The 19,956-nt window shown below is 38.5% G+C and carries 19 protein-coding genes; 14 read left to right on the top strand and 5 right to left on the bottom strand.

The window, feature by feature from the left end; genetic code table 11:
• Positions 1–25: 25 nt before the first annotated feature.
• The 5 genes from CU633_RS20515 to CU633_RS20500 all read right to left on the bottom strand — a co-directional run bounded on the left by CU633_RS20515 (position 26) and on the right by CU633_RS20500 (position 4,667).
• Entirely contained in the window at positions 26–703 is a 678-nt protein-coding gene (locus CU633_RS20515; RefSeq protein WP_101662418.1) for a hypothetical protein, read from the bottom strand.
• Positions 704–2,155: 1,452 nt separating this feature from the next.
• The gene (locus CU633_RS23030; RefSeq protein WP_180955053.1) at positions 2,156–2,329 is read right to left on the bottom strand and encodes a hypothetical protein; all 174 of its coding nucleotides are present in this window, start codon (positions 2,327–2,329) and stop codon (positions 2,156–2,158) included.
• Positions 2,330–2,764: 435 nt separating this feature from the next.
• Positions 2,765–3,508 (bottom strand): hypothetical protein, encoded by a 744-nt coding sequence (locus CU633_RS20510; protein ID WP_101662417.1) that lies wholly within the window; start codon positions 3,506–3,508, stop codon positions 2,765–2,767.
• Positions 3,509–3,987: 479 nt separating this feature from the next.
• Positions 3,988–4,200 carry a helix-turn-helix domain-containing protein gene (locus CU633_RS23715; RefSeq protein WP_374703395.1) on the bottom strand — a complete coding sequence of 71 codons (213 nt, stop codon included), beginning with the start codon at positions 4,198–4,200 and terminating at the stop codon, positions 3,988–3,990.
• Positions 4,201–4,424: 224 nt separating this feature from the next.
• Positions 4,425–4,667, bottom strand: coding sequence for a hypothetical protein (locus tag CU633_RS20500; RefSeq protein ID WP_101662416.1), 243 nt, complete (start codon positions 4,665–4,667; stop codon positions 4,425–4,427).
• A gap of 154 nt (positions 4,668–4,821) precedes the next feature.
• On the opposite strand from CU633_RS20500, the gene CU633_RS20495 reads away from it, so the two are divergent.
• From CU633_RS20495 to essB, 14 genes are all read left to right on the top strand, one after another.
• Complete coding sequence (locus tag CU633_RS20495) at positions 4,822–6,195, top strand: aromatic ring-hydroxylating dioxygenase subunit alpha (protein ID WP_257959175.1); 1,374 nt, start codon at positions 4,822–4,824, stop codon at positions 6,193–6,195.
• A gap of 27 nt (positions 6,196–6,222) precedes the next feature.
• Positions 6,223–7,314 (top strand): zinc-dependent alcohol dehydrogenase, encoded by a 1,092-nt coding sequence (locus CU633_RS20490; protein ID WP_101662414.1) that lies wholly within the window; start codon positions 6,223–6,225, stop codon positions 7,312–7,314.
• Positions 7,315–7,475: 161 nt separating this feature from the next.
• A complete protein-coding gene (locus tag CU633_RS20485) occupies positions 7,476–8,501 on the top strand; it encodes a TRAP transporter substrate-binding protein (RefSeq protein ID WP_180955052.1) in 1,026 nt (341 codons plus the stop codon).
• 11 nt (positions 8,502–8,512) lie between these two features.
• Positions 8,513–9,070 (top strand): TRAP transporter small permease, encoded by a 558-nt coding sequence (locus CU633_RS20480; RefSeq protein ID WP_101662412.1) that lies wholly within the window; start codon positions 8,513–8,515, stop codon positions 9,068–9,070.
• The gene (locus CU633_RS20475) at positions 9,071–10,345 is read left to right on the top strand and encodes a TRAP transporter large permease (protein ID WP_101662411.1); all 1,275 of its coding nucleotides are present in this window, start codon (positions 9,071–9,073) and stop codon (positions 10,343–10,345) included.
• 173 nt (positions 10,346–10,518) lie between these two features.
• Entirely contained in the window at positions 10,519–11,955 is a 1,437-nt protein-coding gene (locus CU633_RS20470; RefSeq protein WP_101662410.1) for a hypothetical protein, read from the top strand.
• Between the two features lie 15 nt (positions 11,956–11,970).
• Positions 11,971–13,377: a hypothetical protein gene (locus CU633_RS20465; RefSeq protein WP_101662409.1), complete on the top strand. Its 1,407-nt coding sequence runs from the start codon at positions 11,971–11,973 to the stop codon at positions 13,375–13,377.
• Between the two features lie 84 nt (positions 13,378–13,461).
• Entirely contained in the window at positions 13,462–14,358 is an 897-nt protein-coding gene (locus CU633_RS20460) for a LysR family transcriptional regulator (RefSeq protein ID WP_180955051.1), read from the top strand.
• A gap of 387 nt (positions 14,359–14,745) precedes the next feature.
• Positions 14,746–15,396 (top strand): hypothetical protein, encoded by a 651-nt coding sequence (locus CU633_RS20455; RefSeq protein ID WP_101662407.1) that lies wholly within the window; start codon positions 14,746–14,748, stop codon positions 15,394–15,396.
• A 26-nt stretch (positions 15,397–15,422) separates the two neighbouring features.
• Complete coding sequence (locus CU633_RS20450; protein WP_101662406.1) at positions 15,423–17,435, top strand: DUF6792 domain-containing protein; 2,013 nt, start codon at positions 15,423–15,425, stop codon at positions 17,433–17,435.
• 13 nt (positions 17,436–17,448) lie between these two features.
• Positions 17,449–17,781, top strand: coding sequence for a hypothetical protein (locus CU633_RS20445; RefSeq protein WP_101662405.1), 333 nt, complete (start codon positions 17,449–17,451; stop codon positions 17,779–17,781).
• A gap of 204 nt (positions 17,782–17,985) precedes the next feature.
• The gene (locus CU633_RS20440; protein WP_101662404.1) at positions 17,986–18,279 is read left to right on the top strand and encodes a WXG100 family type VII secretion target; all 294 of its coding nucleotides are present in this window, start codon (positions 17,986–17,988) and stop codon (positions 18,277–18,279) included.
• Positions 18,280–18,358: 79 nt separating this feature from the next.
• Positions 18,359–18,598 (top strand): EsaB/YukD family protein, encoded by a 240-nt coding sequence (locus CU633_RS20435; RefSeq protein ID WP_101662403.1) that lies wholly within the window; start codon positions 18,359–18,361, stop codon positions 18,596–18,598.
• A 14-nt stretch (positions 18,599–18,612) separates the two neighbouring features.
• Positions 18,613–19,956: a type VII secretion protein EssB gene (gene essB, locus CU633_RS20430; RefSeq protein WP_101662402.1), complete on the top strand. Its 1,344-nt coding sequence runs from the start codon at positions 18,613–18,615 to the stop codon at positions 19,954–19,956.

Here is a 19,956-nt window from a genome sequence, read left to right as displayed (position 1 = left end):
GATTGAGCAAAAGTGTAAAATCTTATCAAGCGAAAACTGTCAACTTTATTCTAGCGTTTACATTTACCTTATGGTCTTCCACATAATCCTTCATTACGGCTAATACCAACCTACCTTTGTTATATTTTTCACCATTATAAATAAACTTTGTTCTATCAAAATTTCTGCTCTTATTATTAAAAATTGTATCTGTTATGACATATACTTGATTGTCTTCGCCTCTATATCGTGAAATAGTTAGAGCCGCTACTGGTGTAATGTTTTTAATTTGATAACCGCTTGACAATTTTTCATCGAGTTCTGCCGATATTGAAGAACCCACTAATACACCAACCCAATTAATGTCCTTATAATCTACATCTATTTTAGACTTTATGTAAGTATTAAAAAGCTGTTCCTTCTCTTGCAAATAATCTTCTAATTGTTCAAGGTGCAGTGAAGTTAATTGACCTAATTTCAGTTCAACTACACCAAAGGTATCTTGTCCATATTGAACTAATATGTCAATTCTACCATCTGAATATTTTCTACCGTTTTTTAACGTTAATTCAACATCAATTATAGATACATCGGAAAAATCACTTTCATCCAGCTTGAGAATACTCTCATTCTCCACTAAGTAAGATTCCATAGATAACTCTCTTAAGAAGGGCAAAGGTCTTAATGATATATCATTTGCAGTTACATGCTTAAAAACTCTCATACAATCCTCTCCATCGTAAATCTCTTATTATCACAGATAATTGCGTAGATAACTTGGTGATTATCTTCTTCATTTTCACTGATAGTGCTTCTTCTTTTAACATAATTCATCCACCTTCACCAACAATCCTGCTTCGTTAGCTCAACAAGATTTTCCACTGACGGTGTATAAACATTAATTTACATACAATATAACCTGCATATAATTATACATCATTGACAATTATAAGTCTGACAAAAATAATATTAGTAATTACAATATACATCTCGTTATTTATACATAAAACAAACTGGTAAACAACCTGTCATTTACTGGTACATTCTTTGTCATTCAGTGGTAAGAACTATGTCAATGGTGGTACATTTCATTGGCTGTAATCAGTAAAGACGGATATGCCTGCATGTCACATCGTAAAACAGTAAGCTGAAATAGAAGCAAGTCCTTCAATCTAACATACGAAATCGGCGCGCTGTTCTGTCTGCCGTATAAAGCTTACCAAAACAATATAGCTAATCCATGGGAGGTGAGTTTATTGCCAGATAACAGGAAAAAATGCTAAAGGGTGACAATGATCAGAATACTGACGAACTTATGCGAGGACCTATACATCCTCGGCCAGATGTTTCATGGTCGTGGGCTGAAAATGACGAAAAACAGGCAAAATCAGAAAAAACAACATCAAAACAGGAATTCAGTTAGTGATCTATATAACTTGAATTTAACATTTTTCAGCTATCTTGAGATGGGCTAAGAGAGCGGGTGCTTTTATGGCTCAATGAAGGACAAAACTCATTCGAAACATAGGCAAAGAGGTCTTCATAGGGCTCATGAAGGACAAAACTCATTCGGAAAATAGGCGAAGTGGTCTTCATAGGGCTCATGAAGGACAAAACGCATTCGGAAAATAGGCGAAGTGGTCTTCATAGGGCTCATGAAGGACAAAACGCATTCGGAAAATAGGCAAAGAGGTCTTCATAGGGCTCATGAAGGACAAAACGCATTCGGAAAATAGGCGAAGTGGTCTTCATAGGGCTCATGAAGGACAAAACGCATTCGGAAAATAGGCAAAGTGGTCTTCGTAGGGCTCATGAAGGACAAGATTCATTTGGAAAATAGGAAAGTGTTCTTCATAGGATTCATGAAGGCCACAACTAATAGGGAATACTACAGAAATGTCCTTATGAATCCCATATAGGAAAAGATTAATAATTTGCGAGAAAAGCTATCTATTTCTAAACTATCAAAGCCCGTAAATCAATCATTCTTATATAGATGTTTTTTATGCGAAAACAAAAGATGAGTATGTAATTCCCATACATAGTGGGCGGACTGAAATCTAAACATCCTTGTGGAAATGGAGTTTACCAGGTCGTTTCATACTTAATAAAAAAGGAGGCTTCCCTTAGTTCACGTCGGGAAGCCTCTTTTGTACTGTGTAAAAATGATTTATGGCTATTCTTTGTTTCTTTGTTCGATATTCATGGTGATTTCTTTAAGAATTTGGTTTTTTTCCTTTAACGTACGGATTAACGTTATTGCAAACCAAATGCCGAAAATAAATATTCCCAGATACAGAATGAATGGGATAAATGCGACTAACGGGAACCAGCTTCCTGCGAGATCCATCTGAAAACCTCCAACGTGATTTTTATCATTTCCCGACAGAAGACTCCCACCTCAAGGAATGGGAAGGGCGAAGCCCAATGAATAGGTGGGAGATGAATGTCGGTTGGCGATAGCCAAAGTTGTTGAAAATACGAACAAATGTACTATAATATACTCGTAAGCTGTTCTTTGAAAACTGAAGATAGGGAGTTCTAGCAGGAAAAACGTCTGCTAGGTAAAATCTTCAACGTTCTAATTCGTATCCACACGTACCGAAGTTGCGAAAACCAAGCTAAAGTAGAACGTGTGGCAAGCCAACGTACAAGATAATTAAGCAATCACCGTCGGGACGACGGGTAGAGCCTCTAAAAAACTGGTGGATACACTGGTGTTCGCAGGAATCCCCCACTTTAAATTTTCGTTAGAAAAATAAGTGGTGGGTAGTTCAAGAGATTCTTAGATTTTATCGGTACCATTTAAAGGCTTGTAAAGAATTTGACAGCTGTTCCCAACCTCCGCTGGTATAGTTTTAAACACGGAGGTCTCAGCATATATTGTCTGGATCGGCATATTGACAGTATCTACAGGCATATAAAAGTCGAAATACTTCGTGAGCAAAACTTGTGACTTAAAACTGGTCGCCTCCAGAAAGCAGCCTTTAAACCCGTTCATTTCCGCCTTGTCCAAAGACATTTGGATTAGCCGGTTGGCAATCAGCTTTCTGTCCCTTTCAGTGCGAACCCCGAGCATAAATGCATGCAAATATTCATCTCTTTCCGGCTGTCTTCCCAACCTTTGTTCAAGGGTTTCAATGAACCTCGAATCTAAATCTCCAAGCAGTTCCATAATCCGGTTAAAAGGCTCAAAGCTTCCTTCAAAAACAGGCGCTTCAGTTTCTGCAGGATCAAAAATTTCGCAAGCATAAACACCGATTACCATACCGGTTTTATCATCGGTTGCAATAAAACAATATCCCTGCTCGACAACATGGTTAAGATAGTCGAGAACGAAATTTTCAAAGTCATCTTTTAAAATATGCCTTGTATAACACATCGGCTCTCTGATGATGCTGTCCCCAAGCTTGACACCAGTAAAGGTCTCCGCAAGACACGCTGCCGCATCCTTAATCAGACTGCCATCAGATTGTTTTAAAACTTGGTATGAAATAGTCGTTTCTTTATATGAAACTTTATCAGTCATATCCGTATCTCCATCTCCTTATCTTCGTATTACCGGTAATGTAAAATTATACTTTATCTGTTTCTGCAAATGAATCGTGGTTCTAAAGCTATATGACTCTATTAAAAACAAGCGATAAATATTGAATAGTCTGGTAAAAAAATTGTGCTGTTTAATTTCTAATCTATCATAGTTGAAACTCTGTGGGGATATGGTAGTCGGTTGTATGTATGAGGAATCTTTTGAAAATCTTCAGCGGGAGTTGGAATTTTAAAAGAGTTATGCAACTTGGAATGGTTATTATAGGAGGATGAGGAATGGAGCGAAAGCCTGTCCAGAAGGAACAAAGGGCAGCTGCGAATAAGCGCTGGCCCTGAAATTCAAGGATCACTTTGCCAGGCTTTGTGCATTGCAGCACGTTTCTGTTGGCAACAAGGGACTGAATTAGTAATCGGTGTTGTCACTTACCCCTTCAAATCCCAACATGTGATCCTTCAGAGCTACAAATTGAGCGTTTCTTCAACCTCAGTCATATGTTTTTTCAGGGTTGGCTGCGAGTCTCGGTAGATCTCAAGATTCGAGGTCATAATGGAATTTAATTGAAAAATCGATAGACCCAACCGGTATTTTTGGGATTCTGCATCTTTTAGCACAAAGCCCTGGCTTGCGAGAGTAGACAGGAGCCGACTTACGGTACTTTTAGATAAGCCCAGGGAAGAGGCTAAATCCGTTACTTTTTTCTCAGGTTCGTCCTTGGAAAAACTTTTTAAAAGACGTAGGGCGTTATTAACTCAAGACAACTGATATCCGGGTTTTCCTTCCGATTTCACTGCTTATGATCCCTCTTTCTATTTCGAATCTCTGGTGTAATTCCTTTCTCTTCATGCATTCTGATAGCTCAACGCATTATTGCATGCCTTTTTAAAACCTTAATCTGTCACCAAACTTGAGCAACTTCAGCCTGTTCTGCTGCCTCCCAAACAGGGTATACATTGAAACCATCGTTTACTGCCTGTCCCCAATACTCATCTCCAACTCGCAGACCTATCAAAACTTTTATTCCATTGTCCCTTAATAATTTAGCTCTCTGTTGACCTCCATTAGATCGGTATCCCAGTATAGCAACGGTTTTATTTTTGTAATAGGATATGATCATTTCGTCAGTATATTTTTGGATCATAACTATCCTCCTCAAAAAGAAATAAATGAAATTTGTAAATACAGTGTAATTTTTTATTTCTGAATATTCAAATAAAAATATTCTATATCGTTATTTAAAATCTTAATAGTCTCTCAGCAGAAATAAAGTTTTCACGTTATAGAAGTTTTAAATAGTGTTTATTAAAAAAATCAATTTGAAAATAAAGAATTTAGAAAATATACTGATAATATTCAAAATTCACAAAAATGTAGGAGGTCGCAATAAAATGCTTTCCAAAGAAGACAATTATTTGTTAACCCGCACTGGCTCTGATACTGAAATGGGGAAATATTTTAGAAGACATTGGATTCCAGCTCTTCTCTCAGAAGAACTACCAGAAAATGATTGCCCACCCGTTCGGGTAAAATTGCTAAGTGAACAATTGATTGCATTCCGGGACTCAGATGGAAATATTGGCTTGATCGATGAATATTGTCCACATCGCAGAGTATCGCTGTTTTACGGCCGGAATGAGCAATGTGGCTTGAGGTGTGTTTATCATGGTTGGAAGTTTGACACCAATGGAAATTGTGTGGATATGCCATCAGAACCGAAGGATAGTATTTTTAAGGACAGAATTAAAATTAAATCCTATCCTTGCGAGGAAGTTGCCGGGGTCATTTGGACATACATGGGACCACCAGAACATAAACCGGCTTTACCGGAACAAGAATGGATGATGGTGCCTGACAGTCATCGTTTTGTATCTAAAAAAATTCAGGAGTGTAACTATTTTCAAGCATTAGAAGGTGGAATTGATTCAAGTCATGTATCCATCCTTCACTCAGGCTCAGTTGGAGGATTAGGTGTTTCCAAAAATAGTAAAAGCCCTAACTTGTTGGCCAAAGATACTTCACCTAAATTTGAAGTAGTGGACACTGAATACGGTATGCTGATAGGCGCCCGAAGAAATGCTGATGATGAACATTATTACTGGAGAATTACTCAGTTTCTAATGCCATGGTACACAATGATTCCACCGTTCGGAGGAGCACCTCGGGGAGGGCATGCGTGGGTTCCAATTGATGATGAAAACTGTATGACATGGAGCTGGAGCTGGACAACAGACCGTCCTTTGGAACAAAAAGAGGTTGAGCAAATGAAAGCAGGAGAAGGTATACACGCTGAACTTATTCCTGGAACTTTCCGCCCGGTTGCAAACAAAGACAATGGATATTTACTTGACAGAGAGTTACAAAAAAGTGGGAAATCCTTTATCGGAATCAAAGGGGTTGGAATGGAAGATCAAGCAATACAAGAAAGCGCTGGACCGATCACAGATCGTTCTTTGGAAAAACTGGGAACTAGCGACACAGCAATCATAAAAGCACGGCGCAGATTACTGAATGCCGTTAAAAAATTAAATGAGAATGACATAGTAGAAGCACTTGATCCAAAACAGCATCATATTCGTTCGGCGTCTGTTTTGCTTCCAAAAGGGTTGCCATTCCAGGAAGGTGCCAAAGAACATATGAAATTAAGAGCACAGGAAGCAGAAATTGTTTAGAAACATTTAATAGATTAGGAGTTTATTATGATAGAAAAATCTTTGGCAGCAGTAGCGGTTGATAAAAACAAAACGGCACTTATGGAAGTTCAAATTCCACCCCTTTCCGATAACGATGGAATACTAAGAGTTGAAATTGTTGGAGTTTGCGGCACGGATGTTTCTTACTATAACCAGGAGCTGGAGCCTAAAATTCTGGGGCATCACGTCGTCGGATATATTGAAGAAATTGGGGAACTCGCTTCAAAAAATTGGGATGTAAAAAAGGGAGACAGGGTTGTTATGGAAGAATACATTCCATGCGGCCAGTGTGAACATTGTCGAACAGGGGAATACAGAGCCTGTCTTTCAACAGATCCCAAGTACAGAGGAATACGATATGGAGCGACGCCTCTTTCAGAAAGTCCATCTCTATACGGAGGATTTTCACAGTATATGTACCTGCATCCTAATGCTGTTTTTCATAAAATGCCTGAACATGTCCCGGCAGCGGAAGCGGCCATAACATTGCCACTGGCAAATGGCTTTGAGTGGATGTGTATTGAAGGAGGGGCAGGACCCGGGAAAGTGGTTCTCATCCAGGGACCCGGCCAGCAAGGGCTTGCTTGTGCATTAGCCGCTAAATATGCTGGAGCTGAAGTTATTGTTACAGGGAGGATAACAAGTGCCCATCGTTTAGAGTTGGCAAAAGAATTGGGGATTGACCATACAATTAATATTCAAACGGAAGATATGTATCAAACGATACATGAGATTACTGGGGGGAAAATGGTCGACATTGTGCTTGACGTAACATCTGGTGGAACAGAACCTATTAAACAAGCTATTTCAGTAGCAAATAAGAATGCGAAAATCATTTTAGGGGCCTATAAATACCAAGCGCTTTCAGGTTTGGAAATCGATGAGGTGATCCACAAAACCCTAACTATAAAGGGGGTTAGAGGCCACAGCTATAAATCTGTAAGCATGGCGAGAGATTGCATAGCGTCAAATAAGTTTCCTCTTAGCATGCTAAATTCTCACAACTATCCATTAGATAAAACAGATCAAGCTTTAAAGACTGCTGGCGGGGTTGGCGAACCGAAGCCTTTGCTTGTTACTGTTTCTCCTTGGCTGTGAAGATCGGAATAATAATGAATATTCTTCTGTCAACAGAAGGATGTTCTATTTACACAAGATAAGAGCAACAGTGGTTGTAAATAAGTAGACCTCTTCTAAAATGTAAGCGTTTCCTTACGCTTTTAGCACTTCTGAAAAAATAATGTTAAATGGAGGAACACATGAAAAAAATTAAAGTGAATATCTTCCTTTCAGTGATATTATTGACAGGCGTCATTTTAAGTGCTTGCGGTGCAGGCAACAGTCAAGAAGCTAAAGTCCAATCTGCCAGCCAGGGTGAACATAATTTTAAACTTACAACAATAGTTGGACCGACACACTCATGGACCAAAACAGCTGAAAAGTTCAAAGAGGAACTTGAAACACGTTCGGATGGCAGGATGAAACTGGAAATTTTTCCTGCCAGCCAGCTTGGACCTGAGGCCGACATGATCCAACAGATGATCTCTGGATCAGTTGATTTCGGGTTTATAACTACTGCCTATTTGGCGTCCAGAAATAAAGAGCTGAATGCTTGGTTAATGCCTTTTCTCTTCGAAGATATAAGTGATGCAAACAAAATGAGAGATACGGAATCAGCAAATCAGTTGTTAGATTTATTTAGTGAGCAGGGTCTGGTCGGCATGGATTGGTTATTTACGGGCAGTCACAGTATTTTAATGAAGTCGGGAGTAATGGATTCACCTGAAGAATTTAAAGGGAAAAAGATCCGGGCGCCAGGATCCGAAGTCATTAACGACTTTTACAATGCCTTGGGTGCAAGTCCAGTGCCAATGCCACTGCCCGAAGTATACCAGGGACTCCAAACCGGGGTAGTGGATGGAGTCAATGCAAGTGCAGACTCTGCCTATTCACAAAAATTTTATGAGGTAGGTGAGGATTTTACTCTGCTAAACCAATTTGCATTTAATGCGGCTGTACTTATGAGTAAAGTCAAGTTTGACAGTTTATCAAAAAACGATCAAAAAATTGTTGAAGAGGCAATGAAAGCCGCAATTGACTATGGAAATGAATTAGCGATCCAGGAAACAGAGGAGAACCTGGAATTATTGAAAAAAGAGGGACTTAACATTCACAAACCATCCAGTCTAAAAGCCTTTAAGGGTGTAACGGAGGAAATTTATAAAAAATACTCGGAGCAAAGCCCTTTGACAAAAGAGTTTATAGAAGAAGCCACATCTAGCTGAGGAGGTAAACCATGAAGCTGTTTTCGGAAATAAATAACCTTATTTATGAAATAGAGAAAATTCTCGTTATTTTCCTGCTCTCAATCGTCCTCGTGTCACTAACGAGCGGGGTGTTTTTCCGTTACTTTTTCAACAATCCACTTCATTGGACAGAAGAGGCGGCTATTTTTGCATTGGCATGGGTGACATTCATTGGGGGCAGTATGACGTTGAAAGGGAAGCAATCAGCTGCTGTAAGCATTATCGTGGAAAAATTTACGGGACATGCCTACAACGCACTTGTTTTAATCTGTAACCTGATTGTGTTTTTATTTTGTGCCTGCATGGTTTTCATTTCAATAAGGTGGGTCTCCTCTCCTTTTATCCTTTTTGAAAAATCAATTGCCATGCAAATGCCGATGATTGTCGCCTATTTGAGTGTCCCTGTCGGTTTTTCATTTATGACGATTCATTCATTAGAGATGTTATTGCATGACGTTGTGGATGGATTAAAAAATGTGGGGTCAAAGGGCAAAAACGAAGCAATTAGACGAAGCAGTAAAAATATAACAAAGAAGGTGGTGGGGTAATTGACCGTTTTCTTCTCCTTTTTCACTTTATTATTCCTTAGAGTACCTATTTTCATCGTACTTGGTGCCACAAGTATCATTTATATCTTTTCAACAGGGAATAATGGGTTATTTGATAGCGTTCCCCAACGGCTGTTTTCAGGAATGGATAACTTTAGCCTATTGGCCATTCCGTTATTTATGTTAGCTGGAGAATTAATGAATTATGGAGGAATAACCTCCAGACTCATTAATTTTGCCAAGGCGATTGTTGGCCATTATAAAGGTGGTTTGGCCTATGTAAATGTAGTAGCAAACACTTTTTTAGCTTCTATTTTGGGTTCTTCTTTAGCACAAACGGCGATGATGAGCCGTGTAATGGTCCCGGCGATGGAAAAGGAAGGATACAATAGGGAATTTAGTACAGCTACTACTGCTGCAGCAGCGATGTTGGGACCGATCATTCCACCAAGCATGATTTTCATCATTTACAGTATTAATGCTGAAACCTCTATTGGAAGAATGTTTATAGCTGGCGTTATGCCAGGCATCCTCTTGGCACTCTCTTTTGTATTATTTATCGTCTACTATGGTTATCGGCATAATTTACCAAAGTCAGATAAGCAAAACTTTAAGGAAATAAGGGCTTCTTTCTATCAAGTGCTCCCAGCATTGTCTGTCCCTGTCATTATCATCGTGGGAATACTGAGCGGAGTCTTTACGGCCACTGAATCCGCAGCAATTGCATGCTTAATTGCCATTCTGGCGGGTTCTTTATTCTACCGTGAGCTCAAATTAAAGGAACTTCCCAAGATCCTGATAAATACAGCCACGACGACGGCAACTGTGACATTGTTAATTGTTACGGCCAAATTATTTGGATTAGTTCTTACCTTTGAAAGAATTCCGCAATTAATAACAGAGTGGATGGTTACTTTAACGGATGACCCGCTGATATTTTTATTGATCGTTAATCTTTTCTTATTACTGGTGGGGATGTTCCTTGATGGGATCGCATCGTTAATACTACTTTCACCAATTTTGATTCCTGTTGCCATGGCGTTTAACATTGATCCGATTCATTTAGGTGTGGTGATGTGCCTCAACATCGTGATTGGTAGTTTAACTCCACCAGTTGGGGCGGGATTATTTGTTGCATCATCCATTGCTGAAGTGAAGCTGGAAACGCTGGTAAAAGCAATCTGGCCATTTTTAGCGGTATCATTGCTTGTATTGGCACTGATCACATATTTTCCGCAACTTATATTGTGGCTGCCCAATATGGTCTCATTGTAAGGTATTTAAGATGCAAAGAAATCTTTATTTGCCAGTGTATCCCAGTCTAAAATTCTCGGGGTCTTCGGTTTTCGGTACCAGAGTAATAAGATAATACTAGCAAAGAAACGACCAAATTTCGGTCGTTCTTTGCTATTGTAGAAAAATCACTATTATAGAGGTGATAGAAACGAATGATCCAGGCAAAGATGGCAACAGAAAATGTTTCAAAATTGGATATGGGTGTAATATTAAATCTTTCTAGATCGATTGTTTTTAATTCTCTGTTTCTGTTCTATATTATTCAATTGGTGTTACCTATCAAATACTCGGACTATATTTTAAGCATATGCAGTTTCTTTGCGTTAATCCTTTCTCTGCAGGGCATCCAAGTTTTTTATCAAATCATCATCGTAATTTCCCTATCGTTTTCGCTAATTGTTATGTATTTGAACGATCTGTTTACATGGGACGCATTAACCTACTTTTCGGGTATGACCAATATTTTGGTTTTGTTGGCTTATGCTTCTTTATTGTCCATTCCCGTTTTACTGGGCGAATATCCGCAAAAAATATATCGCTTTTTTAGAAGTAGAATCACTTCCTTTAAAAGTATGTATGCAACCTTTTCAATTGTGACGTTTATTTTATGTTCTGTGATGACTGCTCCTGCTATTCCAACCATCCAGGCATCCTTATCAGAGTTTCTGAAAAAGCTGCCGGCCTCCTTTATTAATAAATTTCAATCAATCACATATGTAAGGCCATTTATTATGACTCTGTTTTGGACACCGGTAGCTGCTGCGCCGACCATTGCCATTACCGGCACCGGGGCCAAGGCGTCAATTATTTTGCCGCTTACTTTTACTATAGCCATCTTATTTCTGTTTTTAGATATCCAGTCAAGCTATAGACGTTTAAAAGGAGAAGTGAATCAGCATTTTTTAGTTGAAGAAAATCAGCATGAAGTTTTGTCTGTAAAAGCCAAAAAGAGTCTAATTTACTTTCTGTTGCATATTGTTATTTTTATTGTCCTAATTTTGAGTTTAAGCCATTGGCTGACATTTTCAATGCTGGATGCTGTTGTATTAATGATTATTCCATATTCGTTTATTTGGGCATTGTTTTTAAAAAAGGGCAAGCCTTACAGCAAAAATATGAAAAAGCGTCTTGTTGAGACGGTTCCCAATATTTATTCTCAGGTTGCATTGTTTGTCGCTATGTCTGTATTCATTAATGTGATTGCTCATTCGCATATTGACGACTGGATTAACGATACCGTATATTCCATCAGCATTACGATCGGACCGTTTATTTTATTAGTGATTGGATTTGTCGTTTTCTTAATGACATGGATTGGTATAATCCCTCAATTAGTGGTGGTTTTAGCCACGCAAACATTAAGTTTGCAATTTATGAATGTATCGGCTGAATGGTTGGCGTTGGCCATTCTCGGAGGAGCATTGACTGGCTCTGCTTCAAGCCCGTTTACAATGAATGCAAACATTGTAGCCGTAACCATAAATGAAAGTCCAATGAAGGTTGTCAAACATAATCTATTTTTTGCATTCTTGGTGTTCAGTGTAACTTCCTCACTTGCGATTTTATTGCAGATCTATTTTAGTAGCTAGGAAGGAGTGTAAGTTTTGGAGAAGGTTGAAATAAAAAGACGATTATTGTGGGATCGTATAGAGTATGCAAGCTCAATTAGAGGGGCTTTATTATTTTTATTGGGAGCATTGTACCTGGTTGATGTTATTTTAGGAGCAGGAAATGATACCTTAATAGTCAGCATGGCTGTCATTACTTTTCTGTATTGCTTTTATTTTATGAATAAAGTTCCAAAGAGGATTACGTTGGTATTGGTTATCCTGGGGCATGCCTTTTATTTTTTTTATGGTGGTGCATCAAGCTACTGGAAGGAAGCAATCTTGCTAAACTTAGCCTTCGTGCCCTTATTTTTGTATGTACCACTACTTTCCATTCCGATGCGCTTAGGAGGATATGATGGTACGATTGTAACTATTATTAATAGATGGTCGGACAAACCATTTTTTGTTCCTATAACGGTTCTTGGCAGTTCGGCTTTGTTAACTTCATTTATGAATATTGGTGCATTGCGAGTTTCAATAGATCTTTTCAGACAACTTTTGGAGACCAGTAAAGGGACCTATACAAAGGCAATTATGCAGGGTTTTTGTTTATCCATCATATTTTCACCTTATATCGCCGGTGTTGCTATAATCCTCTTCATTCTGGACTTAACACGTATTCCTTTTTTATTTTATGCACTTATTTTTGTTATTTTGGGTTTTCTTATTTCACTATTTCTCTTTAGAATAGAAGTAAGGGCGCTACCGTATTTGAACGAGGAAAGCACAGCAATCAGCGATGAACCAGAACCCAGGAAAAAGCTTTTGGAGCTAACAATGGGATTCATAGGTTTATTTGGTTCAATCATTATTTTAGATAGAATGTTAGATATCAGTTTAATCATTATCGTCAGCCTTATTGCGATTGTCTCTTCTTTTTTATGGTCATTTTTACTAAAGAAAAAGGATGAAATGAAATCTGAGTTGAAACATTACCGAAAAAATATTCTGCCCAATGTCCATAATGAATCAATGATGATCGTTACAGCTTCTTTTTTCTCTCAGATGTTTCAATTATCACCTTTTCCAAATTACATATTATCTATCTTCATTTTTTTCACAAACCATTCCCAAGTGTTTGTCATTTTAATGATTCTCTCTTTAATTGTGCTTTTTTCACTATTAGGAGTACATCAAATTGTAACCGTCACCATTCTGGCTAATTCCATCGATCCAAGTAGTATTCATTTAAGCGCCATTATATTTGCGGTTACCTTAACTGTTGGATGGGCAATGGGTACCCTGCTGTCTCCGGTGTCTGCATTAAATATCATTGGGACAAATCTTCTGGATGTAAGGTATCAAGATTTATTAAAGTGGAATTGGAAATTTGCCGTCATCATGATTATATCCACTTCAATAATGATAACCTTAATCAATTACATCATCCATGCTTTTTAATCCTAAAGAGGTATTGGGGATTTTAAAAGGAAAAGTAATTTTCATTATATAAAGATAATGCAATCATGTATTGGGGTGTTTAAAATGGAACTTAAAAATATTGAAGCCTTTTTAATGATTGCCGAAAAAGGCAGTTTTTCAGAGGCGGCTGAGGAATTGAATATAACCCAACCAACAATTAGTGTTCGAATCAAACAATTGGAAGGTGAATTTAACACGATCCTGTTTAAACGAACCAATGGGAAAAAAATTACCTTAACCGATAAGGGACAAGAAGTTTATGGATATCTTAAAGATGCTTTTACATTGATAAAAAAAGCTGAAAAAACGTTAAAAAGTGGTTCTAAAATTGATAATAATATCACTATATCTTCTCCTAACCATATGGGGGTGAATATAATGCCAGAGTTATTAAAGGTGCTGTATAAATCCTATCCAAATTTGGACTTTAAAATAAAAATTGAAGAAACAAAGGATACGATAGAGTTGATTAAGAGTGGGGAAGTAAAGTTTGGACTTGGCTATATTTATTCGGAAAAAGAATTTGAGTCTCATAATCTTATTTTTGTCAAAGTTACGGATGAAGAAAATGTGCTTGTTTGCAGTCCAACCCACCATTTGGCCAATAAAGGGATGGTGAATAGCGAAGATCTTAAAAATGAGAGAATTATAATATACAACAGAAATTTTTTCGTAACCAAGTCCATTGAAAATTATCTTCAGGAGCTGGGCATCAAAACGGACAAATCTCTTGAAATTAATAATGTAGGCTGGATAAAGATGATGGTCAGAAAGGGCGTTGGATTTACCATTCTCCAAAAAATGATTGTGGAAGATGAGCTGAAAAGCGGCAATTTGGTAAAACTAAATTTGCCCACTCCAATACCAGAAACACCCATTTATCTTATTTTTAATCCCGAGACCTCCACAGAATTAATGGAAATTGTCACTGAAACGTTAAAAAGGATCTTAGTAAAATAAAAGTATTGCTGTTATTGGGGGTTAGTCCGGATTGAAAAACAAGTGATGTAAAATAGTTAGCCGAAATAAAAAAGCGGAAAAACACTCGAGTAAAACTTGGTAAGAAGTCGTTTCTTTATATGAAACTTTATCAGTCATATCCGTATCTCCATCTCCTTATCTTCAAATTATCAGTATTGTAAAATTATACTTTATCTGTTTTTTGCAAATGAATTGCTGATGCTAAAGTTGTATAAATTTACATAAAACATGCAGAAAATCCTGAATAATCTGGTAAAAAAGTTGTGTTTTTTAATTTCCAACCTGAATATAGTTGAAACTACGTGGGAATATGTGGTAGTAATGGAATGAGGTATTTTGCGAAAATCTCGAAAGGGGATTTTGATTTTGAAAAGACTTAAGCAGCTTGGAATCATCATGCTGATTCTTATTATAGGGGGATGCGGAATGAACCATAATCCTGACCAGAAAGATCAAAGGGCAGCAGCTAATAACTGGCCTGACACACTAGCGTTCACGGATGAATTCACAAGGGGATTTATGGATTCAACTGAGGAAGTACAGGACGGTTATTACCTTTTTAAGTCTAAAACTAATGGCTATACTATGTTATTCCCGGTAAATGGTAAGATTTCAGACATGAGTTATGAAAAAACTGAAGATTACGATGAGTCATTTATTTTTGGTAGTAATGAAAAAGGCAACATTTCATACGAATATCAAATATCCTATGAAAACAGCCCAATAACAGAAAATATTGATGCTAATTTGGACTTATTATCTATTATGGCAAGTTACCAAGGTGAGTACGAGACCTTCGAGCATGAGGATAAAACCTATTATTTTGCTAAAAATTCCGATAAAACTAAGAAGGGAAAATATTATAGTTTTTTTAGTTATATTAAGTCAAAAGAAAATGAAAAAGCTATTATGTTCTATTCGCGTAGTTTTTGTACAAATAGTAATCAAAAATGTGCCGCTAGCTCACCGGAAGTTGAAGATAAATTGCTGATGTTAATGAAGTCAGTGAATTTTTAGAAACACCCAAATTGCAGGTGAAAAGAATGAAGAATGAAGAAGTTCTAAATACTGACATACTTCGGGCTCGAATAGCTGAATTAGAATATGGGAAATCCGACAGTATGTCGGTTGAAAGTATCAGGAGAATTTTTATTGAAGAGACTGGAGAGGCGCCATCTGGAGAGATCATGATATATCATTCCAGTGATATTACGGAGCTACAAGAATTAAAGAGGTTAGGAAAAGATTCTGGTTTTGATGGAACAGTGATTCATTTTTATGATCCTGAAAAAGGAATAAATTTTGCTTATACGATTACTAGAGGCAGTGAATTAAGAGAGGATAAAGGTACTGGCGATCCGCATGACTGGATATACAATGGACTTGGTATTTTCGTTGGAAAAATTCAAAATCAGTATCAACACGCGCAACGTTTTGATAGTATAGTGACGAAAAAAATTGTTGAAAGAGTGAAGCAGGATAATAAAAATTTAGAGTTGCAGAAATCAGGAATCGGTCATTCTTTAGGTGGCAACTTAATTCAAATGCTGCAGTTGATGACCGGTTCTTATAACAATGTATATGCCATAAATGATGCTCCGCCGAGCGTATACCAATTGGCTTTGGTTGATCCTAAATTCAGGTTTATGTTATTTGAACATTTCAATAAAGATCAGAACGATTTCAACCAACTCTACACCATCCCACCCGCAGAAGTAAAAGCATTCGCAGAAGAATACTATAAAGAAAAAGGAGCGAACATCCACCATCTAACTTCCCAAGAGGACGTGTTATACGGAGTGTCCGGCATACGGGGCTTTCTGGACCTGGGTGACCGAACCATGGTTGACACGGATCCTGCCTTTGATGGGCTTCGTGGAGCCTTTGCCAACCTTTCTGATAAGGACCTGCAAGTGCTTCAAGTGTTCCTGGCGACAATGGCGCCTTATTATCAGGAGAATGGGATGGATGGCTTAATGAGGGGCCTGATAGGCGTCGATCAGGAGTTTTATACATTGCTTGATACGATTGAAGCAGAGTTGGGGAAGCTGATGGATGGGCCGGACTGGAGCACTGTTGACGTTAATATGTCTCTGCCTGTTGGAGGATTTCCTTCGCGCCTTGTGAACGTAACGGTGCCACTACCGATTCCCGAATTCCCGACAGAACTTGTCTATGCACTTGGACAATTGGGACTGCGAGTACAGGAAATTGGCAAAAGGCTGGCAAAGCTAACTGAAAACCTGCCGGCACTAATTAACATGGCCGCAGGTGTTACGTTGATTCTTAGATATGAGATTGCATCATATTTAAAAGAAATAGAGGGCCATGTTGCTAACATAATGAAATCGATTGGAAGCTTAGGGGATTTACTGATAAAAGACCTTTTTGACCCGGGCATTGCTGATTATGAGAAGTATGTCATAGGCATTTTAGACGTAGCAGCCACTATTAAGCTAGAAACCGCCCATATTAAAGATAAATTTAAGAAGATTTTTGACGACACGATAGAGTTTTTCAAAGGCTTTGGGACAGCTATAGAAGCCCATGGAGTGGCTCATGTCGCCAGTTCTCTTGCCGTACAGGACGGGAAGCGTTATATAGGAAATGATATGTATCGCTTTAAAGTCACGTCAGAAGGTCAGAAAATCGAAGTTAACCTCTCTTCGGCAGTGAGAATTTATCAAATTGGAATGGATAAATATCAGGATAAAGCTGATATGCTCAACAAACTGAAGGAAAGCTACCATCGTGAATATGTTGACGATTTTCAGAATCGTAAAAGTCGCTTGATCGGCGCCATTAATGATATGGAAGCCAATCCTCATGCCTGCCGGTATCTATTGCCGGGCGGAAACGTGGAAATGAGGGGGATATCCGTCCATGAGTCGATTCGCCCTTTGGATACTATTTTTACTGATACCTTTGAAGATGCCTTTCATTATTTCCAGGAGGAGCAAACAAGGGGGTTTGAACAGATAAAAAGCATCCGGTCCTCCATTGAAAAGTTATTTCAAGAGGATAAGAATATTTCCGCTATATTTGATTTGCGTTAATAAGGAGGAAATCATGGGGCAACTAACAAAGATTCATCGATTTCAGCCGTATGAGGACTTAAAGAATAAATCATCTATTTTTAAACAGCATCTCGAGGAAATGGGCAGCCTTGGCTATGAAATGTTGACCCTTATCGAAAAAGAATTGAAAGCAAGCTCCGGCAGCATAATAGAAGAATCGCTGAAATTGCTGGAAAATAACCATAAAGACTATAAATCAATTATCAATGACCAAATATCCCTCATGGATATATTAGCAAACCGTTATCATGACCATATTAATGAGATGAATAAACAGAGCATTACCGTTTATTACGAAGAAATAGAAACTAAGCTTCCTAAATAAATCTTTTAGGTCATTTGACTTAATTTTCGGTATAAAAACTTGAAAATTATGAAAAAGTTACTGCTTCAGAGGTTTGTGCATCTCCCAATCAGGGAATAAGCCGGGTATATTTAACTGTTTTTCTATAATTATCAAGTTTATAATTGACCTATTTAGTGTATATTTTTACAATTGAAGTAAATTCAGGGAAAAGGAGCTGATTAAATGTCAGGAATTATTCGCGTTACCCCAGCTGAACTTGAAAGCATGGCAGGCCGTTATAGCAGTGAGAGCAATCAGGTAGGAGAGCAAATTAGCCGTTTGAATGGCATGATTAAGGAATTGGAAGGTGCCTGGGAAGGTGAAGCGAGCAGAGCGTTCAGCGACCAGTATGAGGCATTAAGACCTTCATTTATTCAAATGCAGCAACTGCTTGAGGACATTTCTGTGCAGCTTAGAAATACTGGTAAAGCCCTTGCAGATGCTGACAGCCAAATTGCGAGCCAAATTCGCGGTTAACTTCATCTGATATCAATGAAGTGAAGAGGAGCGCCATTCCAACCAGATGAAGGGCGCTCCTTTATTATGAGGTGAAACTATGTATATCGAATTAACGATAGACTTAAAGAACTATAAAAAAGATACTTTTGATCTCCGCCTATCCAACTATCATTCTGTTAAAAAAGTGATTGACATTGTCTGGCAGGCCAAATCCATTTCTGAACCGCCGCGCGAAGGATATTGGGTACGCATTCCTAATAAACAGATCGTCCTGTCTGGAACCGATAAGCTGGTGGATTGCGGCATCACTACTGGAGACCGTCTCGAAATATTATAAAGGAGCATCTGAACATGTCAGAACAGAATCGAACGTATCTCGAAGAGCAGCTTGAAGCGGTTGTGAAAACAGAAAATAAATCTGTTTTGCTGATTTTTCAAAGAGAGAAAATCAAATTGGATCACGCAGCAGAAGTGGACATGCTTAAGGACATCGACCCTTCGATCGATAAGAACATTCATTTAACAGAGGATGAACTCCGCTTCGAATTTGAGCCACCATCAAACTACATAACCTTTACCAAATTAAAAAATAAAGACAAAAAAAGCAAATGGATTTTTGCTTCGCAGCTTGTAAAGAAAATAATGAATCACTCTCTTTCGCGGCTCCATTTCATTGTCTGCCCGGAAAATATTGTGATCGATGAGAGCTTAACGCCGTATTTTCTTCATTATGGAGTGAAGGAAAGCCTTCCGCCTTATGAAAAAGATGAAGAAAGGCTCTGGCAGGAAATAAAAGCTACTGTTGCAGCAGCTGTCGATGGAAAGTTTTCATTCGAGAAATATTTAAGATTCCATGAAACGCTTGAGCTTTCACCTGCTGCTGCAAAAGTGATGGCTGCCCAATCGGAAGAAGAACTGTTGGATACAATTCGGGAAAACATGAGATTAATTGAACGAATGGAGAAAAAATTTGTCCGGGTCACCCGAAAAAAATGGAATATTACCCGGTATGCAGCTTTGGGAATGATCATCGTGTTATTACCGGCTCTAATTTTTAGTGTATATTCGCTTATTTTTGCCCAGCCTAAACAAGCAGCGTTTATAGACAGCCAGGAGCATTATTTGAAAAAAAATTACAGTGAAGTAGTCGGGACTTTGGCTAACTATGATGTGGAGGATATGCCAAGGGTGGTCCAATACCAGCTGGCGGAATCCTACATCGTTAGTGAGTCACTTAGTGAAGACCAGCGGAAAAATGTCCAAAACACGATAACGCTTCAAGCAGATCCCCAATATTATCAATACTGGATTCATATTGGACGGGGAAACGCAGCGGCAGCGCTTGAAATTGCCCGTTCCCTGGAAGACCGGGATTTGATTGTTTTCGGCCTGCTAAAGTACCGGGAAGAAGTGAAAGCGGATGAAGACCTTACCAGCGAAGAAAAGCAGAAGACTCTGGACGAGATTCAAGCTGAGATTGACGAGTACGAGGATGAACGGAAAGCCCTGGAGGAAGAAGAGCGCAGGTTGAAAGAAGACCAGTCCGGGCAGAAAGCTGAAGATGAGCCTGCAGAACAACAGCAGAGCCAGCAACAACAAAATCAAAATCAGCCTAATGCGGAACAGCCAGCACAAGACCCGGCAACAACTCAGCCCGCCGCTACCAACGGGGAGCCTTCAACCAATACAAATTAA

This window comes from Bacillus sp. V3-13, assembly GCF_002860165.1.
Lineage (GTDB): Bacteria > Bacillota > Bacilli > Bacillales > Cytobacillaceae > Bacillus_BJ.
This window is presented reverse-complemented; position numbering and strand designations above follow the sequence as displayed.